Here is a 24,649-nt window from a genome sequence, read left to right on the forward strand (position 1 = left end):
CGCGTAGAGCGGCCCGCGTGGAGCGGCCCGCGTGGAGCGGCCCGCGTGGAGCAGTCCACGTAGAGCGGCCCGCGTACAGCAGTCCGCGTGAAGCAGTCCACCCGGAGCGGTCCACGTAGAGTCCGAGGGTGGAAGAACCGACCGCCTACGCGCACCACCACCAGCCCGGCCTGCCCGTCCGCTCCGGCATCCCCGAGCACGGCCGCATCCCCAAGTACTACGCCGTCAAGGCCCGCATCGCCGGGCTGCTCGACGAGCTCGGCGAAGGGGGACTCCTCCCCACCGAGCGCGATCTCGCCGAGCAGTACGAGGTCTCCCGCGAGACCGTCCGCCAGGCCCTGCGCGAGCTGCTGCTGGAGGGCCGGCTGCGCCGCTCGGGCCGTGGCACCGTCGCCGCCGGGCCGAAGCTCGAACAGCCCCTGTCGCTGGCGAGTTACACCGAGGGCGTGCGCCGCCAAGGACGCACCCCGGGCCGTCATCTGATCGGCCTGGAGCGCTTTCCCTGCCCGGCCCCCGTGGCCCCCGGCATCGGCGCCGAGCCCGGGGAGCCGGTCTGGCACCTGGAGCGGGTGCTGCTCGCCGACGAGGAGCGGGTCGGGCTGGAGAGCACGTACGTCCGGGTCGCCCGTGCGCCCCGCCTCGACATCGATTTCCAGCCGGACTCCTCCTTCTACGGATACCTCCACGACAGGCTCGGCATCTCCTTCGGCGACGCCGACGAGAAGCTGGAAACGGTCCTCGCCACCCCCCGCGAAGCCCTGTTGATCGGCACCCCGCCCGCGCTCCCGATGCTGCTCATCCACCGCTTCTCCCGGGATCAGGACGGCAGGCCGCTGGAGCGGGTGCGTTCTCTCTACCGTGGTGACCGGTTCAGCTTCACGACCCACCTGCAGCCCGAATAGCCCCACCCGAAGCCCCCGTAAGCAGGGAAAAGGGGCGGAGTCGCATTACGGAACGGTAACGGGTCTAGTCCAAGCGTTGGAGGCTGTTCACCGGAGCGTCGCCCGGGGGATCCTCCGGGGTCACGGGCCGCCGTCACCTTGGAGCACGTGAGAGTCATAGTCGTCGGAGGCGGCGTGGTAGGCACCATGCACGCCTGGCAAGCAGTGGAACGCGGCCACGAGGTCGTCCAGATCGAGCGAGAAGCGGAGGCCCGCGGCGCGTCCTTGCGCAATTTCGGCCAGATCTGGGTCAGTGGCCGGGCCGGGGGCGAGGAGCTCGACACCGCCCTGCGGGCCCGCGAGCTCTGGGAGGCGATCGGTGAGCGGGTGCCCGGCCTGGGCTTCCGCGCCATCGGCTCGCTGACCCCGGTGCGGGGCTCCCGCGAGTACGCCGTCGCCGAGGCCGCCGTGGCCCGCCCCGACGCCGCCGCCCGCGGCTACAAGCTGGTCACCGCCGAGGAGGCCAGGGCGATCAACCCCGCCCTGCGCGGCGCCTTCGAGGCCGCCCTGTGGTGCGAGCGGGACGCGGCCGTCGAGCCGCGCACCGCCCAGCTCCACCTGCGCGAAGCCCTCAAGGCCTCCGGCCGCTACACCTTCCTCCCCGGACGCGAAGTGCGCGAGGTCGTCGGGAACGGAGCCGTCCGCGACGACCACGGCGACGTCCACCAGGGCGACGCCGTGATCCTGGCCACCGGCGCCTGGCTCTCCGGCCTGGTCCGCGAGCTGGCCCCCGAGCTGCCCGTGCGCCGCGTCCGGCTGCAGATGATGCAGACCGCCCCGCTCGGCGAGCCCCTGACGACCTCGGTCGCCGACGCCGACAGCTTCCGCTACTACCCCGCCTACAAGAGCGAAGCCCTCGACGAACTCAACGCCGAGCAGGCCCAGGCGCCGATCGCCGCCGCGCACAAGATGCAGCTGCTGATGGTGCAGCGGCAGGACGGCGGACTGACCATCGGCGACACCCACGAGTACGAGCACCCCTTCGCGTTCGACACCCTCGAAGACCCCTACGCGCACCTCGCCGAGGTCGTCGAGTCCTTCCTGGGCCGCCCGCTGCCGCAGATCAGGCACCGCTGGGCGGGCGTGTACGCGCAGTGCACCGACACCACCCGCGTCGTCCACCGCCAGCAGGTGGCTGACGGCGTCTGGCTGGTGACCGGGCCCGGCGGCCGGGGCATGACCTGCTCGCCCGCCATAGCCGAAACCACCGCGAACGAACTGGGCTGGTAAGCGATATGACCGACCACCTCAACCCCGACACCCGCCGACTGATCGTCCTCGACATGGCCGGCACCACCGTCGCCGACGGCGGCCTCGTCGAGCGCGCCTTCGAGCGCGCCGCCGAGCGCCTCGGCGTCGAGCCGGGCAGCGCCGACCACGCCGGCAAGCTCCAGTACGTCCGCGACACCATGGGCGAGTCGAAGATCTCCGTCTTCCGCCACCTCTTCGGCGCCGAGGACCTCGCCCAGCGCGCCAACGCCGCCTTCGAGCAGGCCTACGGGGAACTCGTCGACGGCGGCCTCATCGCCCCGATCCCCGGCGCCCGCGAGGCCGTCGAGAAGCTCCGCGCCGACGGCCGCACCGTGGTCCTGACCACCGGCTTCGCCCGCGTCACCCAGGACGCCATCCTCGACGCCCTCGGCTGGCAGGACCTGGCCGACCTCACCCTGTGCCCCGCCGACGCGGGCGGCCGCGGCCGGCCCTACCCGGACATGGTGCTGGCCGCCTTCCTGCGCACCGGCGCCGTGGCCGACGTACGGGACGCCGTGGTGGCCGGCGACACCTCCTACGACATGCTCAGCGGCGTCCGCTCCGGCGCCGGGATCGTGGCGGGCGTCCTCACCGGCGCCCATGACCGCGCGGCCCTGACCGGGCACGGCGCCACCCACGTCCTGGGCTCCGTCGCCGAACTGCCCGCGCTGCTGGAGCGCGTCGCGCACGAGGAGTCCGGGGAGCCCGGCGCGTGAGCGGCATCCGCTTCGACTCCGTCTCGGTCGCCTACGGCGGGACCACCGTCCTGGACTCCCTCGACCTGACCGTCGAGCCCGGCGAGGTCATGGCGCTGCTCGGGCCCTCCGGCTCGGGCAAGACCACGGCCCTGCGCGCGGTGGCCGGCTTCGTGCGGCCCGCCTCGGGCCGGATCCTGATCGGCGGCCGGGACGTCACCGCGCTCCCGCCGCACAAGCGCGGCATCGGCATGGTCGTCCAGCAGTACGCGCTCTTCCCGCACATGCGCGTCGCCGACAACGTCGCCTTCGGCCTGCGGGCGCAGAAGGCGCCCAAGGCGGAGATCCCCGGCCGCGTCGCCGAGGCCCTGGAGATGACCGGGATGGCGGCCTACGCCCAGCGCTACCCCCGCGAGCTCTCCGGCGGACAGCAGCAGCGCGTGGCCATCGCCCGCGCCCTCGCCATCCGCCCCGGGGTCCTCCTCCTGGACGAGCCGCTGTCCGCGCTCGACGCGCAGTTGCGCTCCGGGATGCTCACCGAACTGGCCCGGCTGCACCGCGAACTCCCCGACGTGTCCATCCTCTACGTCACCCACGACCAGGTCGAGGCGCTGACCCTGGCCGACCGGATCGCCGTCATGGACCAGGCCCGCCTCCAGGACTGCGGCACCCCGCAGGAGCTGTACCGGGCCCCGCGCACCGAGTTCACCGCCTCCTTCGTCGGCAACGCCAACCTGCTGCCCGTCACCGTCGCCGACGGCGGCGCCCTCTTCGCCGGGCACCCCCTCGCCCTCGACTCGGGCCGCGCGGCCGTCGGCGCGAGCGCCACCCTGTGCGTCCGCCCGCACCTGCTCGGCCTCGGCGCCGGCCCCAACGCGCTGACCGGGACCATCACCGAGGTCCAGTGGCGCGGCTCGACCCACCGGCTCTACGTGGACATCGAGGGCCACCGGGTCAAGGCGGACCTGCCCGAACTGCGCGAGACCCCGGCGCTGGGCGACCACGTCACCCTGCACTTCGAGCCGCGGGACGCGGTGCTGCTGGCCGCCGGGGTGTCCGATGCCTGAGGCCACGGACCGGCGCACACCCGCGGCGGGGCCGCCAACCGCCACCCCCGCTCCGGCCGTACCCCACCAGCCCGTACGAAGCCCTGCCCCCGGCACGCCCGAAAGCCCGGCCGGAGCCCCCGACGGCTTCGCGGCGAAGGCCGCCGTCACGCCCCGTAGCGTTCCCGGCTGGCTGTGGACCGTGCCCCCCGTCGCCGTGCTCGCGGCGGTCTTCCTCTACCCCCTCGCGCTGGTCGTGCAGCAGTCGCTGTCGCCCGAGAACGGGGGCGGCGCCTTCGACGCCTACGCTTCCGTCTTCGCCTCGCACTCCTTCCGCGAAGCGCTCGGCACCACGGTCTGGCTGGCCGTCGGCGCCACCATCGGCTGCCTGGTTCTCGGCTTCGCGCTTGCGCTGGTCATCGCCTTCGTCCCGTTCCCCGGGGCCCGCGCCGTCGCCAAGTTCATCGACGTCTTCCTCTCCTTCCCCTCCTTCCTCATCACCCTCGCCCTCCTCTTCATCTACGGCACCGTCGGCATGGCCAACGGCCTGTGGACCGAAGGATTCGGCGCCGCCGAGGGCCCCTTCCACTTCCTGACCACCCCGTGGGGCGTCCTCCTCGCGGAGATCACCTACTTCACGCCCTTCGTGATGCGCCCGCTCCTCGCCGCCTTCTCCCAGCTGGACACCGCCCAGCTGGAGGTGGCCTCCTCGCTCGGCGCGAAGCCCGGCCGCATCATCCGGCGGGTGATCCTCCCCGAGTCCCTCCCGGCCCTCGCCGCCGGCGGCAGCCTCGTCCTGGTCATGTGCCTCAACGAGTTCGGGATCGTCCTGTTCACCGGAGCCAAGGACGTCACCACGCTCCCGATGCTCATCTACGGCAAGGCGATCCTCGAATCCGACTACGCCGCCGCCTGCGTGGTCGCCGTCGTCAACATCGTGATCTCCGTCGGCCTGTTCGGCCTCTACCGGGTGGTGAGCAAGCGTGCTGGTGCATAGCAAGAGCGGCCGCTGGGCCGCCTGGAGCCTCTTCGGCATCCTCTTCCTGCCCCTCTTCGCCCTGCCGCTGCTCGTCGTGGTGGCCGCGTCCTTCTCCACGCACTGGTCCGGGGCCTTCCCCTCCGGCCCCACCACCGAGAACTACGCCGCGGCCGTCCGGGGCGAATCCCTCCAGGCGCTGACCACCTCGCTGCTCACCGCCCTGGCCGCCAGCCTGATCGCGCTCACCGTAGGCACCTGGGCGGCGCTCGCCGCCGCCGGGCTGCGCAAACGCGGCAAGAGCTCTCTGGACGCGCTGTTCATGCTGCCGGTGGCCGTGCCGTCCGTGGTCGTCGGCCTCGCCGTGCTCGTCGCCTTCAGCAAGCCGCCGCTGCTGCTCAACGGCACCAGCTCGATCGTGATCCTGGCGCACACCATTCTTGTCACGGCGTTCGCCTACCAGTCGGTTTCGGCTGCCATCGTGCGTCTCGACCCCGCCTACGAGCAGGCGGCGGCCTCCCTGGGCGCCCGTCCCGCGTACGTGCTGTGGCGGGTCAAGCTGCCCCTCCTGCTGCCGTCGCTGACCGCGGCGGCCGGGCTCTGCTTCGCCCTGTCCATGGGCGAGCTGAGCGCCACGATGATGCTCTACCCGCCGGACTGGATGCCCCTCCCGGTCCGGATCTTCACCGCCACCGACCGCGGCTCGCTCTTCAGCGGATCCGCCGTCGCCGTGGTCCTCATGGCCACCACCCTGCTGGTCCTGCTGGCCGTCTCCCGCGTCCGCACCAGGGCCACGTACCGCTGAACCACCCCGCTCGACCCCTGTGCGCCACCCCCGCTGAACTCCCGCTGACTCCCTTTCCCCGTAAGGAAGTTCCATGCCCAGCACCAGACACCTCCGCATCACCGCCGCCATCACCGGCAGCCTCGCCCTCGCCGCCGGCCTCACCGCCTGCGGTGGTTCCTCCTCAGGCGGCTCCGCCGACTCCGCCGACACCAAGGGCGGCGGCGAGAAGGTCGTCACCGTCTACAGCGCCGACGGCCTCAAGGGCGACAAGGGCGACGGCTGGTACGACAAGGTCTTCGCCGACTTCACGAAGAAGACCGGCATCGAGGTCAAGTACGTCGAGGGCGGCTCGGGGGAGATGGTGCAGCGCGCCGTCCGCGAGAAGACCAACACCCAGGCCGACGTCCTGATCACGCTGCCCCCGTTCATCCAGCAGGCCGACGGCAAGGGCCTCCTCCAGGCCTACACCCCGCAGGGGGCCGACAAGGTCAACGGAGCGAACAAGTCCTCCGAGGGCAAGTGGACCTCCGTCGTCAACAACTACTTCGGCTTCGTCTACAACAAGAAGGAGCTGGCGACCGCCCCCAAGACCTGGGAAGAGCTCCTCGACCCCAAGTTCAAGGGCAAGCTCCAGTACTCCACCCCGGGCGTCGCGGGCGACGGCACGGCCGTGCTCATCAAGGCGATGCACGACTTCGGTGGCAAGGAGCAGGCCAACGCGTACCTGAAGAAGCTCCAGGCCAACAACGTCGGCCCGTCCTCCTCCACCAGCAAGCTCGCGCCGAAGACCGACAAGGGCGAGCTGCTCGTCGCCAACGGCGACGTCCAGATGAACTTCGCGCAGTCCAAGTCCATGCCGAACCTGGGCATCTGGTTCCCCGCCAAGGACGGCGGCAAGCCCACCACCTTCTCGCTCCCGTACGCGGCCGGCCTCGTCGAGAAGGCCCCGCACACCGAGAACGGCAAGAAGCTCCTCGACTACCTGCTCAGCGAGGACGCCCAGAAGCTGGTCAGCGGCGTCGGCGGCGGCTTCCCGTCCCGCACGGACGTCAAGCCCACGGACGCCAACGCCGTCGAGCTCACCAAGCTCATGACCGGAGTCGAGGTCTTCGAGCCGGACTGGGCCGACATCGACAAGAACCTCACCGGCTATGTAGACGCGTGGAAGTCGGCGACCGGCAGCTGACTGGTCGCCTCCCGGTCACCCACGACCGGGATAGTGACGAGCGGATAACGGGTCTGGACCGAGTCTCGTCTTCGGTCCGGACCCGCCGTACGCTCGCTCGCGTCGCCGCACGACCGTACGCCCGCACGCCCCGTACGTCCCCTGCGCCTTCCCCACGATTACTCCCGGAGGAGTACGTGCCCACTGTCCTGTCCGGACGGACCCTCGCCGTGGCCGCCACCGCCACCGCCCTGCTCGCCACCGGTCTCGCGGCCCACGCCGCGACCGCCGACGAAACCGGCGCCGCCGCCGTCACGAACAAGGTTCTCGTCATCGGCATCGACGGCACGGTCCTGGACCGCGTCAAGGTCGCCAACGCCCCTTACCTGAACGGCCTCATGGCCCAGGGCCTGACCGCCAAGAGCACCCTGTACGCGAACCCGATGGCCGCCACCTCCTCGGGCCCCGGCTGGTCCACGATCGCCACCGGCGTCTGGCCCGACAAGCACGGGGTGAAGGACAACTCCTTCACCGGCAAGAACTACACGGCCTACCCGGACTTCCTGACCCGCGTCGAGAACGCCAACCCGGCGCTCAACACCTACGCGGCCGCCGACTGGGAGCCCATCACCTCCACCGACCAGAACGGCCCGATCTTCTCCGCCAAGGTGGACAAGCGCCTGAACCTCAAGGGCGACCGCGACGGTTACGGCAGCGAGGACCCGAAGATCGCCGCCGCGGCCTCCGCCGAACTGCGCGACCAGAACCCCGACGCCGCCTTCGTCTACTTCGGCGAGATCGACCACGCGGGCCACTCCTCCGGCGCCGCGAGCCAGGAGTACCTGGACACCATCGCCCGCGTAGACGTCCTCGTCGGCAAGCTCCTCACCGCCGTCCAGAGCCGCCCGACCTACGCCCAGGAGAACTGGAAGGTCCTGGTCACCACCGACCACGGCCACACCAACGCGGGGGGCCACGGCGGCTCCACCATCCAGGAGCGCGGCACCTTCGTCATCGCCAAGGGCGCCGGCATCCCGGCCGGTTCGGTGCGCGAGGACGTGAAGCTGGTGGACGTGGCCGCGACCGCGCTCCAGCAGGTCGGCGTCCCCACCACCGGGCTGGACGGCGTCCCGCTGAACGCCCCGGACGACGACCCCTTCGACGCCCTGCGCCCCAACCTCCAGGCGCGCGTGGACGAGACGGGCATTCCGGCCGGTACCAAGGGCTTCACGCACACTCCGCCGGCCGGCTGGTCGGTCGACAACTCCAAGATGGGCACCGGCGGTGTCACCGAGTGGGCCGGATGGGCCTTCGCGACCGACGAGTTCTGGAGCCAGTCCCAGCGCGACCAGTGGCGCGAGCTGAACGTCCGCTCCCGTGACGTCTTCGCCGTCGCCGACTCCGACGAGTGGGACGACAAGAGCCACACCGGTTCCTACGATTCCACGCTCCTCACCCCCAAGTGGGCGGTCACCGGAGGCACCACGCGCAACCTGACCTTCCAGACGCACTACCACCACGAGGCCGGCCAGACCGCCCAGGTCCTGGTCTCCTACAACGGCGCCGCCGCGTCGGTCGTCAAGAGCTACACCGCCGACGCGGTCGCCCGCTCCGAGTCGATCGCGCTCCAGATCCCGGCCGGCGCCACCGACGTCCAGGTCCGCTTCCGCTACGCCGGCAGCAACAACTGGTACTGGACCGTGGACAACGTCAAGCTCGGCTGAGGTCGCTCCCGGGCGGTACGGGACCTTCGGCGGGGGCCTTCGACGGGCCTTCGCGCAGGCCCGTTCCGCCGTGCGGTCCGGGCCGTGGACGCCCCACGCGTCCGCGGTCCGGCCCGGATAAGGTGGTAGAGACCAGAGGTCACAGAGGTCAGGCCACCGAGAGCGGAGAACAGTCCAGTGGCAGAGCGCAAGCCGATCGAATCCTGGCTCACCGACATGGACGGGGTCCTCATTCACGAGGGAACCCCGATCCCCGGCGCCGACGCCTTCATCAACCGGCTGCGCGAGTCCGGCAAGCCTTTCCTCGTGCTGACGAACAACTCGATCTACACCCCGCGCGACCTCCAGGCCCGCCTGAGCCGGATGGGCCTGTCCGTCCCGGTGGAGAACATCTGGACCTCGGCCCTGGCCACCGCGAAGTTCCTCGACGACCAGCGTCCGGGCGGCACCGCGTACGTCATCGGCGAGGCCGGTCTCACCACCGCCCTGCACGACATCGGCTACATCCTGACCGACCACGAGCCGGACTACGTGGTGCTGGGCGAGACCCGGACGTACAGCTTCGAGGCCATGACCAAGGCGGTCCGCCTGATCAACGCGGGCGCCCGCTTCATCTGCACCAACCCGGACGAGACCGGCCCCTCCACCGAGGGCCCGCTGCCCGCCACGGGCGCCGTCGCCGCGCTGATCACCAAGGCGACCGGCAAGCAGCCGTACTTCGCCGGCAAGCCCAACCCGCTGATGATGCGCACCGGCCTGAACGCCATCGGCGCGCACTCCCACAGCAGCGCGATGATCGGCGACCGGATGGACACCGACATCCTCGCCGGGCTGGAGGCGGGCATGCAGACCTTCCTCGTGCTGACCGGTCTGACATCGGTCGAGGACACCGAGAAGTTCCCCTACCGGCCGACCCACACCTTCGACTCCATCGCCGATCTGGTGGATCTGGTTTAGGTCGTACGGCTGACACGTACGGGCCAAGAGGGCGCCGCTCCGGATGCGGAGCGGCGCGCCGCGCGTGAATCTCCTTGTTGAGGAGGTTCACCATGCGCAGTGATTTGATCGCTCTCCGTGTCACCGGGGTGGCCGTCGCCCTGACGGCCCTGTCCGCCGTGACCGCTCCCTTCGCTTTCGCGGGGGAGGATGACTGGAACCGCGACCGGGACCGCGGCAGCGTCTCGGCCGACCCCAATCCGGCGGAGCCGGGGGCGCAGGTCAAACTGCGCGTCCGCGGCTGTGAGGAGGACTGGGCCGTCGCCTCGTCCGTCGCCTTCGTCTCCGAGGTCCGCCTCTCCACCGGCCGCGACGACCGCCGCACCCTGTGGGGCGACGCGATGATCCGCTCCTGGGCGGAGCCCGGCCGCCACGACATCAAGATCAAGTGCGGTGGCCGCGGCGGCGAACGCGAGTGGGGCACGATCGAGATCGAGCGCCGCCGCGAGCACCGCCCCGACCCCCACCACACACCGGTCTGGCCGGTCCACGCGGGCGGCGGAGGCATGTCCGAGGAGATCGCCGCGAAGTCCAAGGCGGCGGGCGCGGCGGACGCCGCCAAGGCCGCCGACTCCGCGCAGCTCGCCGCGGCGGCTAAGAAGAGCCACGAGGGCGAGGGGCCGGGCCTGCCGCACACCGTGATCGGCGCCGTGCTCGCCGCCGCGGCCACCCTCGCGGTCGCCGGACGTGCGCTGACCCTGCGCCGCCGCCGCAGCGGCGAGTGACCGGGTGATCGGGTGAGCGGCGAGCCGAGGAGCTCCGGGAGCTCCCGGGTGCTGACCTTCGCGGCCTGGTCGGTGCTGGTCCTCGGCCTGTGGCTGTGGGGCCGGGAGATCACCGGAGTGGCGATACCCCTGCCCGGGCAGGCCGGCGGACCGGCCGCCCCGGGCATGCCCGCGGCGCACAGCCCGCTCGGGCCGGCCGTGCCCGCGCGGGTCGACGTACCGTCCCTCGGCATCCAGGCCCCGGTGATCGTCCGGGACCTCGACGCGCAGGGGGCGATCGAGCCGCCCCCGTACGAGAACCCGGGCACGGTCGGCTGGTGGCGCGGCGGAGCCCAGCCCGGCACGGCCGGGACCGCGCTGCTGGTCGGCCACGTGGACACGAAGTCGAAGCCGGCGGTGTTCTACGGCCTGAGCTCGGCGAAGACGGGCGACAAGATCCGCGTGGTGCGGGCCGACGGATCGGTGGCGGAGTTCACGATCGAGGACGTACGGGTCCACGAGCGCGCGGACTTCGATCCCGCCAAGGTGTACGGGCCCAAGGTCCGCGGCCGGGCCGAACTGCGGCTGGTCACCTGCGGCGGCACCTACGACAAGGCGGCCAAGGAGTACTCGGCGAACGTGGTCGTGTCGGCGTACCTGACGGGTGCCGGAGTCCGCCCCGGCACGGCGGCCTGACCGCAGCGCTTTCGGCGGAGCTTCACCGCACACGAAGAAGCCCCTCGCAGTTCTCACTGCGAGGGGCTTCTTTGCGTCTGTGCGCCGCCAGGGACTCGAACCCCGGACCCGCTGATTAAGAGTCAGCTGCTCTAACCAACTGAGCTAGCGGCGCTTGGTGACAGGGAAAACTCTACCCCACCGCCGCGGGTGCTCGTGACAAGCCGCGCGCGTTCTGTCCGATTAACCCATGTTTGGGGGTTTTGTCGTGCACGATATGTCTGGGCCAGGCCGGATCTGATGCCCCGCCAGATGCGGTCCCGGCCGGCCGGCGACGAGCAGGGGAGTGGACGGAACCGCATGACGATGCAGCCTCCGACGCATGTGTACGAAGTGACGCCGATGGCCGAGGCGATGCCGCCGATGCCGCTGCCCTCCTTCGAGGAGTACGAACCCACCGGCGACTGCCCGTGCCAAGGCTGCGCCCAGCGCCGCCGGACGCTCGCGCGCGCCCGGGCCATACCGCTGCGCGACGGCGGACACCCCGCCGCGCGCGGAGCCCGCCGGGCGCTGGTACTGGCCACCGCCGCGGGGGTGGTCCTCGGCGGAGGCGGCGCGTCCGTGGCCGCGGCCGCCGCCCCGGGCCCCGGTGGCCGGGTGGCGCTGGACGACCCCGGCCCGGGCACCCCGCAGGGCGGCCGGGCCCCGCTGCACGGGCCCAAGGGCGGCAAGGGCACCACCGCGAAGCCGGCCGGGCTGCCGGGAGCACCCGCGGCGGTGCGGCGGACCGACCGGGCGACGATCATCAACCGGGCGAAGCTGTGGCTGGACGCGCAGGTCCCGTACAGCATGGAGCAGTACTGGTCGGACGGGTACCGGCAGGACTGCTCCGGCTTCGTCTCGATGGCCTGGAACCTCGGCACGAACGAGTGGACCGGGAGCCTCGACAAGTTCGCGACCCGGATCACGAAGGACGAGCTGCTCCCGGGAGACATGCTGCTCTTCCACAACCCGGCCGACCCCAACAAGGGTTCGCACGTCGTCCTCTTCGGCGGGTGGGTGGACCAGACGCGCACGCACTACGTCGCCTACGAGCAGACGCGGCCCACGACGCGGAAGCTCGCCACGCCGTACGGCTACTGGAACAACGCGGTGAAGTACGTCCCGTACCGGTTCAACGGGGTGGCCGGCGGAGTCGTTCCCGAGCCCCCGGTCACGGGCGAACCGCCCGCGCCGGGCGGCACGGGCGGCGTCTCGGCCACCTACCCCGGAGCCTCGAAGTTCGGGCCGGGCGCGGACAACGCCTACATCACCCAGCTAGGCCGGATGCTGATCGACCGGGGCGGGCTGCGGTTCTACCCGACGGGCATCGGCTCCAAGTGGACCGACGCCGACCGGAAGGCGACCGAGGCCTTCCAGCGCGCCCAGGGCTGGACGGGCGCGGACGCCGACGGCATCCCGGGCGCGCACACCTGGCGGCTGCTCGCCCTGCACCAGGGCAAGGACATCCCGCCGACCACGGGCGGCACACCGGGCCCCGCGGGCAAGCCCGCCTACCCCGGGGCGTCCTTCTTCCGGCCGGGCGCGACCCACCCGTCCATCACCGCCCTTGGCCGCCAGTTGGTGAAGAAGGGCTTCGGCAAGCACTACCTGTCCGGAGCGGGCCCCCGCTGGGGCGAGGCCGACCGCCGCAACGTCGAGGCGTTCCAGCGCGCCCAGGGCTGGCGCGGCGCCGAGGCCGACGGCTACCCGGGCCCGGAAACCTGGCGCCGGCTGTTCGCATGACGGAGGCAACGATGTACCCCACGCGCACGACATCGACCACGGGCACCTTCCAGATCCCCCCGCACCCGACACCCCGAGCGATGGCCCCCCTGGTGGAGGCCGGGAGCGAGGCGACTTCGGGCGGAGCCGGCCGGACCGGAGCCACCTCCGCCGGAGCGGACCCGGCCGGAGCCGCCCAGGCTGTTGCCGCCCCGGCCGGAGCCGGTCCCGACGGAGCCGCCCCGGGCGTTGCCGCCCAGGCCGCAGCCGGCCTGATCGGAGCCGGTCCGGGCGGAGCCGCCCAGGCCGGTGCCACCCAGGGCGGGGCCGCCTTGGCCGGAGCCGCCGGAGCCATTCCGGCCGGAGCTGGTCCCGGCGCTGCCGTGCCGGCAGCGGTCGGCCCGCGGTGGGCCGTTCCGGCTGCCGGAGGCTCTTCGGCCGGAGCCGCTGCGGACGCCGCCGCACGGGCCGGAGCCGTGCCGGACGCATTCACACCGGCAACTGCCGCTCCCCGCTGGGCCGTTCCGGCCGAGCGCGACCGGGTCGTTCCGGCGCCGGCCACGGCAGGACATGCAGCGGCGGAGGCCGGCATCGAGCGGGGCTCGCACTGGCCGGGAGGCCATGACCGGGCCGCGTCCGGGCACTCCGCTACCGCACCGGCCGCCGCCGGGCGGGCAGAGGCCGAGCCCGAGGCCGGTACGGAGCCGTGCTCGCACCCGGCCACGCCCGACCGGGCCGGGTCCGCGCCGGTGGCTTCGGGGCGGGCAGCAGCCGAAGCCGCCACCGAGCGCGGCTCGAACCCGTCGGCCGAGCACGGCCGGGCCGCCTCCGCGCAGGCCGCCTCCGCGCAGGGCGCCTCCGCGCCGGGTGTTGGCGGATGGGTCGGGGCCTCCGTGGCCGTGGCCTCCGGCGCGGTGCCGGCCGTGGGTTCCGCGGCGTCCGCGTCCGGGACGGCGGCACCGGTGACCGAGTGGACCGCGCCGACCGGTTGGGACCTGGCGGCCGGGCTCTCCGGGCCCCTGCACGCGGAGGCCGGCGCCGGGGACGGACGGGAAGCCGGCGGCTTCCCCACAGTGGGTGTGGCGCCGCACGGGCTCGCCGGTCGGATCGGGGAGGCCGCGCGCAGCGACGTACCCGCGGCGCGGGCCCAGGCCGGGCCCGGGGTGGACATCCCGCATCCCCAGGACGAGGCGGCCCACGCCGCCGCGGCCACGCTCCGGCCGCGGCACCCCGACACCGAGACGGCCAGGCCGCACCCGCAGGACGACGAGGCCCGGCCCCCGGCCGTGTCCCTCTCCGCCGCGACGGCCAGGGCGGAGCACGCCCCGCGGCACGCGGGTCCGCCCGCCGCCTGGGACCTGCCCGGACAGGGCGGCTCGTCCGCCGAGCAGGGGCGGGCCCCGCAGCACGCGGTTCCGGCCCCCGCCGCGGAGGCCGCGTACGCGGATCCGCACCCGGTACGGGACCTGCCCGAGCCGGGCGACGCCGGTCCGGCCGACCGGGCCGCCGGGCGGGAGTTGACCTGGTCCGTGCCCGCTCCGGGCGCGGCCGGTGACGCCGACCCCGTGGGCGGCGATCCGACGGGCGGCAGCCCCGTCGGCAACGGACCCGCAGGCAACGGACCCGTAGGCGGCGACGCCGACTCAGGACGGGAGACCTCGGACGGGCAGGCCGTCACGCTCGGGTCCGCCACCGGCGGGTCCGCGGCCGACGCGGCCGAGGAGGGCGAGCCCGCCCACGGCGAGCCCGCCCACGGCGAGCCCGCCCACGGCGAAGCCGCGACCGGTCCGCAGCCCGCGACCGGCAACGCCATCGTTCCCGGGCCCGAGGCCGCGGCCGCCGCGGCCGGCCCGGACGTCGCCGACGTCGTCGCGCGAGCCGTCGCCCGCATCGCGGAGGACGACACGCAGGATCTCCCCCGGGTCGCCCCGCCCCGCGGCGTCGCGGTGACCGAGGTGCCGGTGCACCTGCCGTTCCGCGGCGCGGGCCAGCCGACCCCGCAGCCGCAGCCGAACCCGCAGCCGAAGCCGGGAGACCCGGCCCCGCCGAAGGCCAAGGCCGCCGCGACCCGGCCCGCCCCCGGACGCCGCGTACCCCGGGGCGACGACCGGCTCCACGAGCACCGCGGCCCGGTGCTCCCCGGCTGGATCGCCGTAGCCGTCGGCGGCATCGCGCTCGCCGGCTGCGCCGTCGTGCTGTGGCGGGCCGGGGCCGTCCCCGACGCCCTCGCGGTGGCCTTCGGCGCGGAGCCCCGCCCCTACCGGGGACTACAGGCACGGTTCTGGCCGCCGCTCGCCTTCCTCGGGGTCGTCGCCCTGCTCGCCCTCGGCGGTCTGGGCCGCGGCCGCGCCGGCCACGCCTGGGTGCTCACCCTCTTCGGCCGCTACCGCGGCACCGTCCGCCGTAGCGGCCTGACCTGGATCAGCCCCCTCCTGCTGCGCCGCCGGGTCGATGTCCGGCTGCGCCACTGGCGCAGCGACCCGATGCCCGCCGTGGACTCCGGCGGCCTCGCCCTCCAGGTCGTGGTCCAGGTGGTCTGGCAGGTCAAGGACACCGCCCGGGCGACCCTGGCGGTGGAGGACCACGTCGACTACCTCGCCGAGCAGGTCGAATCGGCCATGGCCCGGGTCCTGTCCCAGCTCCCCGCCGACGCGTTCCACGAGGACGCCCCGACCCTGCGCGACGCCGAAGCCGTCGGCGACGCGCTGACCCGGATGCTGGCGGCCGAGACCGAGGCGGTCGGGGTGGAGGTGTTCTCGGCGCAGCCCACCCGGATCGAGTACGCCCCCGAGGTCGCGGACGCCATGCGCCGACGCCGGGTCGCGGCGATCGACGCGAAGCACCGGGACACCGTGCTGACCTCGGTGGTCGACGCGGTGGACGACACCGTCCACCGCCTCACCTCGCGCGGGATCGTGGAGCTCGACGACTACGAGCGCAAGGCCCTCGTGAAGGACCTGACCGTCGCGTTCTACACGGGCCGCTCCGAGTAGGACTCACAGCACGGCACGGGCCGACAGGAGAACGGGTGGAATCCGGGTGGTCCGGACCACCCGTTCTTCCGTTGGTCTGGACATGGCCAACTCCCGTCAATACTGTGGAACTTGGTCTAGACCTAAACCAGAGCTCGTGAACGGGCCGTGCCGCCGAACCCGGTACGGCCCATCCCCACGCGTGCGCACGCTCTCTCCGGACATCCCCCCACGTTCAAGGAGCATCAGCCTCATGCGTTCCTTCCGCATGCCCAGAACCAAGCGGGCCGCCGCCACGGCCACCGCCACCACCCTCGGCCTCGGAGTCGTCGCCGCCCTCGCGCTCGTCACGGCCCCCACGGCCAGCAGTCACGGGTACACCGACACCCCGATCAGCCGCCAGAAGCTCTGTGCCAACAAGACCGTGTCCGACTGCGGCCCCATCCAGTGGGAGCCCCAGAGCGTCGAGGGCCTCAAGGGCTTCCCGGCGGCCGGTCCCGCCGACGGCCGCATATGTGCGGGCAACCACACGGAGTTCGCGCAGCTCGACGACCCGCGCGGCGGCGCCTGGCCGGCCACCCCGGTGACCAGCGGGCAGAGCTACAGCTTCCGCTGGCAGTTCACGGCGAACCACTCCACCACCGACTTCCGCTACTACGTCACCAAGAACGGCTGGGACTCCACCAAGCCGCTCACCCGCGCCGCCCTCGACCCGCAGCCCTTCCTCACGGTCGCCTACAACGGCGCCCGCCCCGCCGCGACCACCGTCCACCAGGGCACCATGCCGAGCGGCAAGACCGGCCGGCACATGATCCTCGCCGTGTGGACGGTCAACGACACCCCGATGGCCTTCTACTCCTGCTCCGACGTCCAGTTCTGATCGCCACGGCCCGCCACAGCGTTCAATTCTGACGGAACGTCAGCTATTCTCCGGCGGCATGCGGACGACGAGGACACCCGAGACCGTCGCGGAGCTCATCGCGAGCCAATGGGGCGACCACCGGCCCGGTCTGAAGTACGCCGACGGCGTCCTCAGCCACCACCGGACCGCCCTGGAGGCCGCGGCGCGCGCCGCGCTCCTCGTCGACCTGCTGCCGCCGGGGGCGGAGCCGCACATCGGGGTGCTGCTCGACAACACCCCCGAGTTCCCGTTCTGGCTCGGCGCGGCGGCCCTCGCCGGGGCCGCCGTCGCCGGGATCAACCCGACCCGGCGCGGCCCCGAGCTGGCCCGCGACATCCTGCACACCGACTGCCGGATCCTGGTGACCGAGCGGACCCACCTGCCGCTCCTGCGCGGCCTGGACCTGCCCGGCGTACGCCTGCTCGTGACGGACACGGAGGAGTACGCGGCCCTGCTCGCCCCGTACGCGGGCGCGAAGCCCGGCGACGCGACGCTCGGCCCCGGTCCGACCCCGTCCTCCCGGCTGCTCCTCTACTTCACCTCCGGCTCCACCGGAGCCCCGAAGGCCGCCATCTGCACCCAGGGCCGCCTGGCCGGCGCCGGCGCCTCGCTCGCACGTCACTTTTCGGTCACCCCGGACGACGTCCACTACATCTGCATGCCCCTCTTCCACGGCAACGCCGTCATCGCCGACTGGCTCCCCGCCCTCGCGGGCGGGGCCGCCGTGGCCCTGCGCCGGCGCTTCTCGGCCTCCGCGTTCCTGGACGACGTACGGGCCTACGAGGCGACGTACTTCACCTACGTAGGCCGGGCGGTGCAGTACCTCCTCGCCACCCCGCCCCGCCCCGACGACCGCGCGCACACCCTGCGCCTGGGCTTCGGCACCGAGGCCGGCGCCGTCGACGCGGCCCGCTTCGCCGAGCGCTTCGGGGTCCGCCTCGTCGAGGGCTACGGGGCCACCGAGGGCGGCGCCTCCGTCCAGCGCACCCCCGACACCCCGCCGGGCGCGCTGGGCCGCGCGGGCGCCGGCGACGACCTGGCCGTCATCGACCCGGAGACCGGCCGCGAGTGCCCGCCGGCCGAGCTCGACGCCCGCGGCCGGCTCCTCAACGGCTCCGAGGCCATCGGCGAGCTGGTCAACAAGGGCCGCAGCCTCTTCGAGGGCTACTGGCGCAACCCCGACGCGGAGGCCGCCCGCACCCGCGAGGGCTGGTACTGGACCGGGGACCTCTTCTTCCGCGACCCCGAGGGCTTCCTCTACTTCGCCGGCCGCACCGACGACCGGCTGCGCGTCGACAGCGAGAACCTGGCCGCCGCGGTGATCGAGAACATCCTGGCCCGCTGGACCCGGGCGGCGGCGGTGGCCGTGTACGCCGTACCGGACGAGGTGGCGGGCGACCAGGTCATGGCGGCCGTGGCCCTGCGCGAGGGGGCCGTCTTCTCCCCGCAGGGCTTCGCGTCCTTCCTCGCCGCCCAGCCCGACCTCGGCACCAAGATGGCCCCGCGCTACATACGCGTGGTCGGCGCCATGCCGACCACGGCGACCAACAAGGTCCACCGGGTCTCCCTGCGCGCCGAGGCCTTCCGGACCACCGACCCGGTCTGGTGGCGGCCGCGCGGCGAGGACGCGTACCGGAGGCTGGAAGCGGAGGACCTGGAGGGGCTCCTGGAGGCCTACGAGACCCAGGGCCGCGCCGATCTGCTGGGCCGCTGACCGCGGCCACTGGCGGGGTCGGCGAAGGGCCGCGCGAGGGGTCGCAGCGGGCGGTTCCGGAACCGGTTTTGAGCACCCCGGAGGAGCAGGTAGTATTTTCGATGTCAGCAGGCGCCGCTAGCTCAGTTGGTTAGAGCAGCTGACTCTTAATCAGCGGGTCCGGGGTTCGAGTCCCTGGCGGCGCACCTGTCCTTCGGGCGGTTTCCGGTTTCACCGGGAACCGCCCGAAGTGTTTTCCGGGTGCTCGCGTGGGTGGGAGCCCGCCCGCCTCCCCCCTTCAGAGGGTGAGCGACAGCAGCAGCGGCGCGGCCTTGCGGTTCAGCACGTCGGCCGCGGCCCGCAGGCGGTGGGCGTGCTCCACGGGCAGCGACAGGGCCAGGCAGCCCACCGAGGCCCCGGCCGTGATCGGGACGGCCGCGCAGACCGTGCCGACGGCGTATTCCTGCAGGTCGAGCGTGGGCACCGTGGCCGGCTGGCTGTCCAGCTTCGAGAAGAGGATCCGCTCGTTCACGATGGTCTTCGAGGTCAGCCGGGCGATCTTGTGCCGGGACAGGTGGTCGCGCCGTCCGTCCAGGTCGAGCTGGGTCAGCAGGCACTTGCCCACCGCGCTGGCGTGGGCCGCCGAGCGGAAGTCGACCCACTCGTGGACCTTGGGGGTGCGCGGGCTGTCCGCGAACTGGGTGATCCGGACCTCGCCGTCCACGTACCGGCTGATGTAGACCGCGGCGCCGACGGAGTCCCGCAGCCGGTCCAGGGTGTCCTGGAGCTTGTCCTGCAGCGCCTGCTGGCGGTCGACGCCGGATCCGAGCAGCACGAGGGAGTCCCCGATGGCGTAGGCCCCGTCGGACACCTGCAGTACGTACCCCTCACGCCGCAGCATGAGGAGCATCGGGGCGAGGTGGACCGCGGGCAGGCCGGTCTCACGCGCGATCTGTACGTCGGTCACGCCGCCGGTATGGCGTGCGACCGTTTCGAGTACGCGCAGGGCGTACTGCACCGAGTGGAACGGCGCGGTCGGCTCGGGCTTCAGCGCCACGGTTTTCCCCCTAGCAGGTTGTTACCGCTTGCTCTCACACGATAGCCATCAAGAGGCCCGTGTGGAGCGCCTGTTGATGAGATTGATGGCTCGATTACATCGCTCTGCCTGGATCTACTCCGATGGCATATGCCAAGGTCATGCGTGGTGTCCGAGAGTGCCGGGAATGCCCGGACCGGCCGCGCGGTTCGGGTTCTTCGTACGGACGAGGACGGACGGGCGAGCGGAGCGGGAGAGACGATGAGTGACACCGGAGGCGCGGGAGACGCTGGACGACGGGGAGCCGACCGTCCGGGCGACGGATCGGGCGGTCGGCCGGGCGACGGGCCGGGCGGCATATCGGGCGGAACATCGGGCGGAACATCGGGCGGGGGAGAGATCCGCGGGACGGCCCTGGGCCGCGCGCCGGTGCCGCTCTCGGTGCTCGACCTCGTCACCGTGGGCGCCGGCAGCACCGCGTACGCCTCCCTGCGCACCAGCGTCGACATCGCCCGGCTCGCCGAGTCCCGGGGCTACCACCGCCACTGGGTCGCCGAACACCACTCGATGCCCGGGGTCGCCAGCTCCTCCCCGGCCGTGATCCTGGCCCACCTCGCCGCCCACACCTCCCGGATCCGGCTCGGCTCCGGCGGGGTCATGCTGCCCAACCACGCCCCGCTCGCCATCGCCGAGCAGTTCGGCACCCTGGAGGCCCTGGCCCCGGGCCGGATCGACCTCGGCCTCGGCCGCGCGCCCGGCACCGACGGGCAGACGGCCGCCGCCCTGCGCGGGCCCGGGCGCCGTGACGAGGCCGTGGACGAGTTCCCCCGGCAGCTCGCGGAGCTGATCCGCTTCCTCGACGACGACTTCCCCGACGGGCACCCGTACGCCCGCGTGCACGCGGTGCCGGGCCCCGTCCAGGGCCCCGCCGCACGGCCTCCCATCTGGCTGCTCGGCTCCTCCGGCTTCAGCGCCCGCCTCGCCGGCGGACTCGGGCTGCCCTTCGCCTACGCACACCACTTCTCCCCGGCCGGAACCCTGCCCGCCCTCGACCTCTACCGGCAGTCCTTCCGCCCCTCGGCCGTCCTGGACGCCCCGTACGCCGTCATCGGAGTCGCGGCCCTCGCCGCCGACACCGCCGCGGAGGCCCGCGCGCAGGTGCTGACCGGCGCGCTGTCGATGCTCCGGCTGCGCAGCGGGCGGCCCGGGCTGGTCCCGACGCCCGAGGAGGCGGCGGCGTACCCGTACACGCCGCTGGAGCGGGAGTTCGTGGACGACCGCCTCGCGAGCGTGGTGCACGGCACCCCCGACGAGGTCACGCAGGGCCTGGACGCCCTCGCGAAGCTGACCGGCGCGGACGAACTGATGCTGACCGCCAACGCCCACGCGGGGGAGGCCCGCCTCCGCTCGTACGCCCTCGTCGCGGACGCGTACGGCATGCCGACCCTCGGCGCCTGAGCCCCGGCCCTCCCCGGTCCGTCTACGGGCAGGGGATCCCGGACCGCCGCATGTGCAGCTCGGACCGGACCAGTTTGAGGAGCCGGCCCGTCCAGTTGCGGCCCTGGCCGGCATTGTGCCCCCAGAAGGCCGAGTCGAAGTCGTCGTAGACCAGGGTGGCGTCGTCCGTCGCCAGCAGGATGTCGGCGAGCTCGGGGTGCTGGTCGTACTTGGCGCGCAGCAGGCTGGTCATGAAGGCGGCACGCGCTTGCTCCCAGCCCTTACGGCGCGGTGCCATCAGCGCGAGCTTGCGCGCTTCGCGGTACGTCTCCGTCACGGTGACCGCCTCGCTCACCTCTGGATCCGCGACGGACAGCCACTCTCCCATCCCGGGCGCGGCCGCGGCAGCGCCTTCGGGGACGGTGGTGGCCACCCAGCCGATCCGTAGCTTCTCCTCGAACTCCTCGACGGTGCACAGGCCCCAGCAGTCGATGAGCCCGTCGGCGTAGATGAAGAGGTCGATCAGGTGGTGGTGGCCGTTGCGGATGAAGGCGGGCCGCCAAGTGCCCGGTATGCGGATGCCGTCCACGGTGCGATGGGTGACTCGGTTGCCGATCATCCGGTGATTCTGCCGCCCGACGCGCGTCCCCCCGGAAGGGTTTACGGATGCGCAGCAGCCCCTAGCGCCTCACACGCGCCGACATCCGGAGTTTGGCTGGTTTGTTGCTGAAACCTTGCCGGAGGGTGAATGAAGGCAGCCTTAAATCGCTCGTCACCATGGGTGGCGGGTGATTTTTGGTGTGGTCCCAAGTCCCTGACGTGGGCTTCTGGTCGGTGAGTGGTCTAGTCCTTCTTTGGTCCAAACCATTGACTCGGGACCGGAGTGATCGCTATCACTATCCCCACCTGAAGTCTTGCCTTCCCCTCCCACTCCCCGGAGGCAGTTCATGCACATCCGTAAATCCCTCATCGCGGCCGCCGCCACGGCCGCGCTGGCCGGCGGCACGCTGGCCGCCTTCGCGGGACTCACCACCGCCTCGGCCGCCGAGGCCGGGACCACCGCGACGGCCGGCAACGTCAAGATCGCTTACTACGACCAGTGGTCCGTGTACGGGAACGCGTTCTATCCCAAGCACCTCGACACCCGTGGCATAGCGAGCAAGCTGGACGTCATCAACTACTCGTTCGGCAACATCCACCCCACCAACCTCACCTGTTTCGAGGCGAACAAGGCGGCGGGCGACGACAACAACGCCAGCGCCGGTGACGGTGCGGGCGACTCGTACGCCGACTACCAGAAGTCCTTCAGCGCGGCCGACAGCGTCAGCGGCGTCGCGGACAAGTGGGACCAGCCGATCGTCGGCGTGTTCAACCAGTTCAAGCAGCTCAAGGTGAAGTACCCGAACCTGAAGATCAACATCTCGCTCGGTGGCTGGACCTACTCGAAGTACTTCAGCGACGCGGCCAAGACCGACGCTTCCCGCAAGAAGCTCGTCACCTCCTGCATCGACCAGTACATCAAGGGCAACCTGCCCGTCGAGGGCGGCTACGGCGGCGCGGGCAGCGCGGCCGGCATCTTCGACGGCATCGACATCGACTGGGAGTACCCGGGCTCGTCGGGCGGCCACCTCGGCAACCACTACGCCCCCGAGGACAAGCAGAACTTCACGCTCCTGCTCAAGGAGTTCCGCAGCCAGCTCGACGCCTACGGCGCGGCCAACGGCGGCAAGAAGTACCTGCTGACCTCGGCCCTCCCGGCCGGCCAGGACAAGATCAAGTACATCGAGACGGACAAGATCGGCGCGTACCTCGACTACGCGAACATCATGACGTACGACATGCACGGCGCCTGGGACTCGGACGGTCCGACGTACCACCAGTCCCCGCTGCTGCCCTCGTCGTCCGACCCGACCGACGTGATCGCCCCGGGCACCGAGAAGTACAGCGTCAAGAACGCCATCGACTCCTGGATCGACGGCAACGCCGCCTACGGCATCACCGGCGGCTTCCCGGCCAACAAGCTGGTCCTGGGCTACGAGTTCTACTACCGCGGCTGGAAGGGCGTGCAGCCCGGTACCACCAACGGTCTCGCCCAGCCCGCCACCCTGGCCTCCGCCGCCCGTCCGACCAGCCAGCAGGCCGGCATCGCGCTCTACAAGGAGCTCGGCGGCATCGTCGACAACCCGGCGACCACCTTCTGGGACGACCAGGCCAAGGCCTCGTACTTCTACAAGGACGGCGAGTTCTTCACCGGCCTCAACCAGAAGTCCATCCAGGCCCGTGTCGACTACGGCAAGCAGCGCGGCCTGGCCGGCGCGATGATGTACTCCCTGCTCGGCCTGGACGCCAACGCGACCCTGCTGAACCAGATCTCGGACTCCCTCGGCGGCACCACCCAGCCGCCGACCACCCCGCCGACCACGCCTCCGACCACCCCGCCCACGACGCCGCCGACCACCCCGCCGACCACGCCTCCGACGACGCCGCCCGCGGGCTGCACCGCTCCGGCCTACGTCGCGGGCAACGTCTACACCGGTGGCACCGAGGTGTCGTACAACGGCCGCAAGTACAAGGCCCAGTGGTGGACGCAGAACGAGGTGCCCGGCACCACCGGTGAATGGGGTGTCTGGAAGGACCTCGGCGCCTGCTGATCCCCCCACCCCGCGCCGAGCGCCGGCAGCCCCCGCACTCCCCTCCCAGGGTGCGGGGGCCGCTGTGTGACATGGTTGCGGGATTCCCCGTACCGGAGCGTGCGGTGGTCGCTACGCTCGGCGACGAATTGGATCCGCACGCGTCCTCATGGGGGTGACCATCCCATGGTCAACATCCGCGCTCTCGATCCCAGCGCCTCGCCGCTGGACTACTACGGCAATGAACTCCGCCGCCTGCGGGAGGCCGCCGGCCTGAAGCAGCAGCAGCTGGGCGACATCATCTTTTGCGCCGCCTCCCTGATTGGGCAGGTGGAGACGACCAAGAAGATCCCGACCCGGGACTTCTCGGAGCGGCTCGACGCCGCCCTGGGCACGGACGGGCACTTCTCCCGCTTGGTCGGGCTCGTCCTACGGAGCGTGCTGCCGCCGTGGTTCCAGCCGTTCGCGGAGATGGAGGCGAAGGCGGCTTACATCTCCACGTACCAGGCTCAGTTGGTCTACGGGCTCTTGCAGACGCCTCGCTACGCACGCGCCGTACTGGCCAGCGGGTTGCCCGATGATCTGGATGATTTGGTCGCAGCCCGCCTCGATCGTCAGCGGATACTGGACCGAGACCGTCCGCCCATGGTGTGGGTGGTGCTGGACGAAGCCGCCCTGTACCGGCCGATCGGTGGCCGGGAGGCCATGAGGGAACAGCTCGCTCATCTCTTGACCTTCCGGAACAGGCGGTGGGTCAAGATTCAGGTGTTGCCGTTCTCGGCCGGTGAACACGCCAGTCTTATCGGCTCGTTCAGCACGATGAGGTTCGATGGTGATCCGGACATCGTCTACTCGGAGGACCTCATCTCCGGGCGTATGACGGCCAACCCGGACACGGTGAAGGAAGCTGCTCTTCGTTACGCTCACCTGCAGGCCGCTGCTCTCTCCGTGGAGGAATCGGCGGCATTGATCATCCGCGTAATGGAGGAACGCTATGGGCACCAGCCAGAACCTGACCAGCGCGGCGTGGCGTAAGTCGAGCTACAGCGGCAACACCGGCGGCGAGTGCGTCGAATGCGCCCCCCTCGGCACGGCCGCCTGGCGCAAGGCTTCGTCCAGCAGCACCAACGGCGGCGAGTGCGTGGAGATCGCCGCCCAGCCCTGCCGCATCGCCGTCCGGGACTCCAAGCGCCCCGACGGCCCCGCCTTCACCGTCGCGCCCGAGGCCTTCGGGGCCTTCCTCCGGAGTCTCTGAC

Annotated in this window: 21 protein-coding genes and 2 tRNA genes; 20 read left to right on the forward strand and 3 right to left on the reverse strand. The window is 72.1% G+C overall.

Annotation, left to right across the window (positions count from 1 at the left end):
• The first annotated feature begins 128 nt into the window (after positions 1 to 128).
• The 11 genes from OG730_RS26370 to OG730_RS26420 all read left to right on the forward strand — a co-directional run bounded on the left by OG730_RS26370 (position 129) and on the right by OG730_RS26420 (position 10,981).
• The gene (locus tag OG730_RS26370; RefSeq protein ID WP_327306555.1) at positions 129 to 902 is read left to right on the forward strand and encodes a GntR family transcriptional regulator; all 774 of its coding nucleotides are present in this window, start codon (positions 129 to 131) and stop codon (positions 900 to 902) included.
• A 147-nt stretch (positions 903 to 1,049) separates the two neighbouring features.
• Entirely contained in the window at positions 1,050 to 2,171 is a 1,122-nt protein-coding gene (locus tag OG730_RS26375; RefSeq protein WP_327306556.1) for a TIGR03364 family FAD-dependent oxidoreductase, read from the forward strand.
• A 5-nt stretch (positions 2,172 to 2,176) separates the two neighbouring features.
• Positions 2,177 to 2,908, forward strand: coding sequence for a phosphonatase-like hydrolase (locus OG730_RS26380; RefSeq protein ID WP_327306557.1), 732 nt, complete (start codon positions 2,177 to 2,179; stop codon positions 2,906 to 2,908).
• A complete protein-coding gene (locus tag OG730_RS26385) occupies positions 2,905 to 3,954 on the forward strand; it encodes an ABC transporter ATP-binding protein (protein ID WP_327306558.1) in 1,050 nt (349 codons plus the stop codon). The genes OG730_RS26380 and OG730_RS26385 overlap by 4 nt, the downstream gene beginning before the upstream one ends.
• Positions 3,947 to 4,930 (forward strand): 2-aminoethylphosphonate ABC transporter permease subunit, encoded by a 984-nt coding sequence (locus OG730_RS26390; RefSeq protein WP_327306559.1) that lies wholly within the window; start codon positions 3,947 to 3,949, stop codon positions 4,928 to 4,930. The genes OG730_RS26385 and OG730_RS26390 overlap by 8 nt, the downstream gene beginning before the upstream one ends.
• A complete protein-coding gene (locus OG730_RS26395) occupies positions 4,917 to 5,714 on the forward strand; it encodes an ABC transporter permease (RefSeq protein WP_250741184.1) in 798 nt (265 codons plus the stop codon). Before OG730_RS26390 ends, OG730_RS26395 begins: the two co-directional genes overlap by 14 nt.
• A 73-nt stretch (positions 5,715 to 5,787) precedes the next feature.
• Positions 5,788 to 6,882 (forward strand): 2-aminoethylphosphonate ABC transporter substrate-binding protein, encoded by a 1,095-nt coding sequence (locus tag OG730_RS26400; RefSeq protein WP_327306560.1) that lies wholly within the window; start codon positions 5,788 to 5,790, stop codon positions 6,880 to 6,882.
• Positions 6,883 to 7,058: 176 nt separating this feature from the next.
• Positions 7,059 to 8,585, forward strand: coding sequence for an alkaline phosphatase family protein (locus OG730_RS26405; RefSeq protein ID WP_327306561.1), 1,527 nt, complete (start codon positions 7,059 to 7,061; stop codon positions 8,583 to 8,585).
• Between the two features lie 177 nt (positions 8,586 to 8,762).
• Positions 8,763 to 9,542, forward strand: a complete 780-nt coding sequence (locus OG730_RS26410; protein ID WP_327306562.1) for an HAD-IIA family hydrolase — start codon at positions 8,763 to 8,765, stop codon at positions 9,540 to 9,542.
• A gap of 92 nt (positions 9,543 to 9,634) precedes the next feature.
• Complete coding sequence (locus OG730_RS26415) at positions 9,635 to 10,306, forward strand: hypothetical protein (RefSeq protein ID WP_327306563.1); 672 nt, start codon at positions 9,635 to 9,637, stop codon at positions 10,304 to 10,306.
• 48 nt (positions 10,307 to 10,354) lie between these two features.
• Positions 10,355 to 10,981, forward strand: a complete 627-nt coding sequence (locus tag OG730_RS26420) for a class F sortase (RefSeq protein ID WP_327306564.1) — start codon at positions 10,355 to 10,357, stop codon at positions 10,979 to 10,981.
• Positions 10,982 to 11,061: 80 nt separating this feature from the next.
• Here the strand turns inward: OG730_RS26420 and OG730_RS26425 are convergent.
• Positions 11,062 to 11,135, reverse strand: a tRNA-Lys gene (locus OG730_RS26425).
• 248 nt (positions 11,136 to 11,383) lie between these two features.
• On the opposite strand from OG730_RS26425, the gene OG730_RS26430 reads away from it, so the two are divergent.
• The 5 genes from OG730_RS26430 to OG730_RS26450 all read left to right on the forward strand — a co-directional run bounded on the left by OG730_RS26430 (position 11,384) and on the right by OG730_RS26450 (position 18,496).
• On the forward strand, positions 11,384 to 12,745 hold the full coding sequence (locus tag OG730_RS26430; protein WP_327309433.1) for a peptidoglycan-binding protein: 1,362 nt from the start codon (positions 11,384 to 11,386) through the stop codon (positions 12,743 to 12,745).
• Between the two features lie 11 nt (positions 12,746 to 12,756).
• Entirely contained in the window at positions 12,757 to 15,717 is a 2,961-nt protein-coding gene (locus tag OG730_RS26435) for an SPFH domain-containing protein (RefSeq protein ID WP_327306565.1), read from the forward strand.
• A 232-nt stretch (positions 15,718 to 15,949) separates the two neighbouring features.
• Entirely contained in the window at positions 15,950 to 16,576 is a 627-nt protein-coding gene (locus tag OG730_RS26440) for a lytic polysaccharide monooxygenase auxiliary activity family 9 protein (protein WP_327306566.1), read from the forward strand.
• Positions 16,577 to 16,634: 58 nt separating this feature from the next.
• Positions 16,635 to 18,311 carry an AMP-binding protein gene (locus OG730_RS26445; RefSeq protein ID WP_327306567.1) on the forward strand — a complete coding sequence of 559 codons (1,677 nt, stop codon included), beginning with the start codon at positions 16,635 to 16,637 and terminating at the stop codon, positions 18,309 to 18,311.
• A 111-nt stretch (positions 18,312 to 18,422) separates the two neighbouring features.
• Positions 18,423 to 18,496, forward strand: a tRNA-Lys gene (locus OG730_RS26450).
• Between the two features lie 92 nt (positions 18,497 to 18,588).
• Here OG730_RS26450 and OG730_RS26455 read toward each other — a convergent pair.
• Positions 18,589 to 19,347, reverse strand: a complete 759-nt coding sequence (locus tag OG730_RS26455; protein ID WP_243337173.1) for an IclR family transcriptional regulator — start codon at positions 19,345 to 19,347, stop codon at positions 18,589 to 18,591.
• A 240-nt stretch (positions 19,348 to 19,587) separates the two neighbouring features.
• On the opposite strand from OG730_RS26455, the gene OG730_RS26460 reads away from it, so the two are divergent.
• Complete coding sequence (locus OG730_RS26460; RefSeq protein ID WP_327306568.1) at positions 19,588 to 20,784, forward strand: LLM class flavin-dependent oxidoreductase; 1,197 nt, start codon at positions 19,588 to 19,590, stop codon at positions 20,782 to 20,784.
• A 22-nt stretch (positions 20,785 to 20,806) separates the two neighbouring features.
• Here the strand turns inward: OG730_RS26460 and OG730_RS26465 are convergent, their stop codons facing one another.
• Entirely contained in the window at positions 20,807 to 21,382 is a 576-nt protein-coding gene (locus OG730_RS26465) for an NADAR family protein (protein ID WP_327306569.1), read from the reverse strand.
• Positions 21,383 to 21,710: 328 nt separating this feature from the next.
• Between OG730_RS26465 and OG730_RS26470 the strand changes: the two genes are divergently transcribed.
• From OG730_RS26470 to OG730_RS26480, 3 genes are all read left to right on the forward strand, one after another.
• Positions 21,711 to 23,414: a glycosyl hydrolase family 18 protein gene (locus OG730_RS26470; RefSeq protein ID WP_327306570.1), complete on the forward strand. Its 1,704-nt coding sequence runs from the start codon at positions 21,711 to 21,713 to the stop codon at positions 23,412 to 23,414.
• Between the two features lie 165 nt (positions 23,415 to 23,579).
• Positions 23,580 to 24,428: a helix-turn-helix domain-containing protein gene (locus OG730_RS26475; RefSeq protein WP_327306571.1), complete on the forward strand. Its 849-nt coding sequence runs from the start codon at positions 23,580 to 23,582 to the stop codon at positions 24,426 to 24,428.
• On the forward strand, positions 24,388 to 24,648 hold the full coding sequence (locus OG730_RS26480; RefSeq protein WP_327306572.1) for a DUF397 domain-containing protein: 261 nt from the start codon (positions 24,388 to 24,390) through the stop codon (positions 24,646 to 24,648). The genes OG730_RS26475 and OG730_RS26480 overlap by 41 nt, the downstream gene beginning before the upstream one ends.
• Position 24,649 lies beyond the last annotated feature (1 nt).

It is taken from the genome of Streptomyces sp. NBC_01298, from assembly GCF_035978755.1.
GTDB lineage: Bacteria > Actinomycetota > Actinomycetes > Streptomycetales > Streptomycetaceae > Streptomyces.

Coding starts and splice junctions, on each gene's coding strand:
- OG730_RS26445 (WP_327306567.1), top strand. CDS start 16,635: ATGCGGACGACGAGGACACCCGAGACCGTCGCGGAGCTCATCGCGAGC.
- OG730_RS26465 (WP_327306569.1), bottom strand. CDS start 21,382: ATGATCGGCAACCGAGTCACCCATCGCACCGTGGACGGCATCCGCATA.
- OG730_RS26440 (WP_327306566.1), top strand. CDS start 15,950: ATGCGTTCCTTCCGCATGCCCAGAACCAAGCGGGCCGCCGCCACGGCC.
- OG730_RS26415 (WP_327306563.1), top strand. CDS start 9,635: ATGCGCAGTGATTTGATCGCTCTCCGTGTCACCGGGGTGGCCGTCGCC.
- OG730_RS26470 (WP_327306570.1), top strand. CDS start 21,711: ATGCACATCCGTAAATCCCTCATCGCGGCCGCCGCCACGGCCGCGCTG.
- OG730_RS26430 (WP_327309433.1), top strand. CDS start 11,384: ATGCCGCTGCCCTCCTTCGAGGAGTACGAACCCACCGGCGACTGCCCG.
- OG730_RS26400 (WP_327306560.1), top strand. CDS start 5,788: ATGCCCAGCACCAGACACCTCCGCATCACCGCCGCCATCACCGGCAGC.
- OG730_RS26390 (WP_327306559.1), top strand. CDS start 3,947: ATGCCTGAGGCCACGGACCGGCGCACACCCGCGGCGGGGCCGCCAACC.
- OG730_RS26480 (WP_327306572.1), top strand. CDS start 24,388: ATGGGCACCAGCCAGAACCTGACCAGCGCGGCGTGGCGTAAGTCGAGC.
- OG730_RS26380 (WP_327306557.1), top strand. CDS start 2,177: ATGACCGACCACCTCAACCCCGACACCCGCCGACTGATCGTCCTCGAC.
- OG730_RS26460 (WP_327306568.1), top strand. CDS start 19,588: ATGAGTGACACCGGAGGCGCGGGAGACGCTGGACGACGGGGAGCCGAC.
- OG730_RS26435 (WP_327306565.1), top strand. CDS start 12,757: ATGTACCCCACGCGCACGACATCGACCACGGGCACCTTCCAGATCCCC.
- OG730_RS26475 (WP_327306571.1), top strand. CDS start 23,580: ATGGTCAACATCCGCGCTCTCGATCCCAGCGCCTCGCCGCTGGACTAC.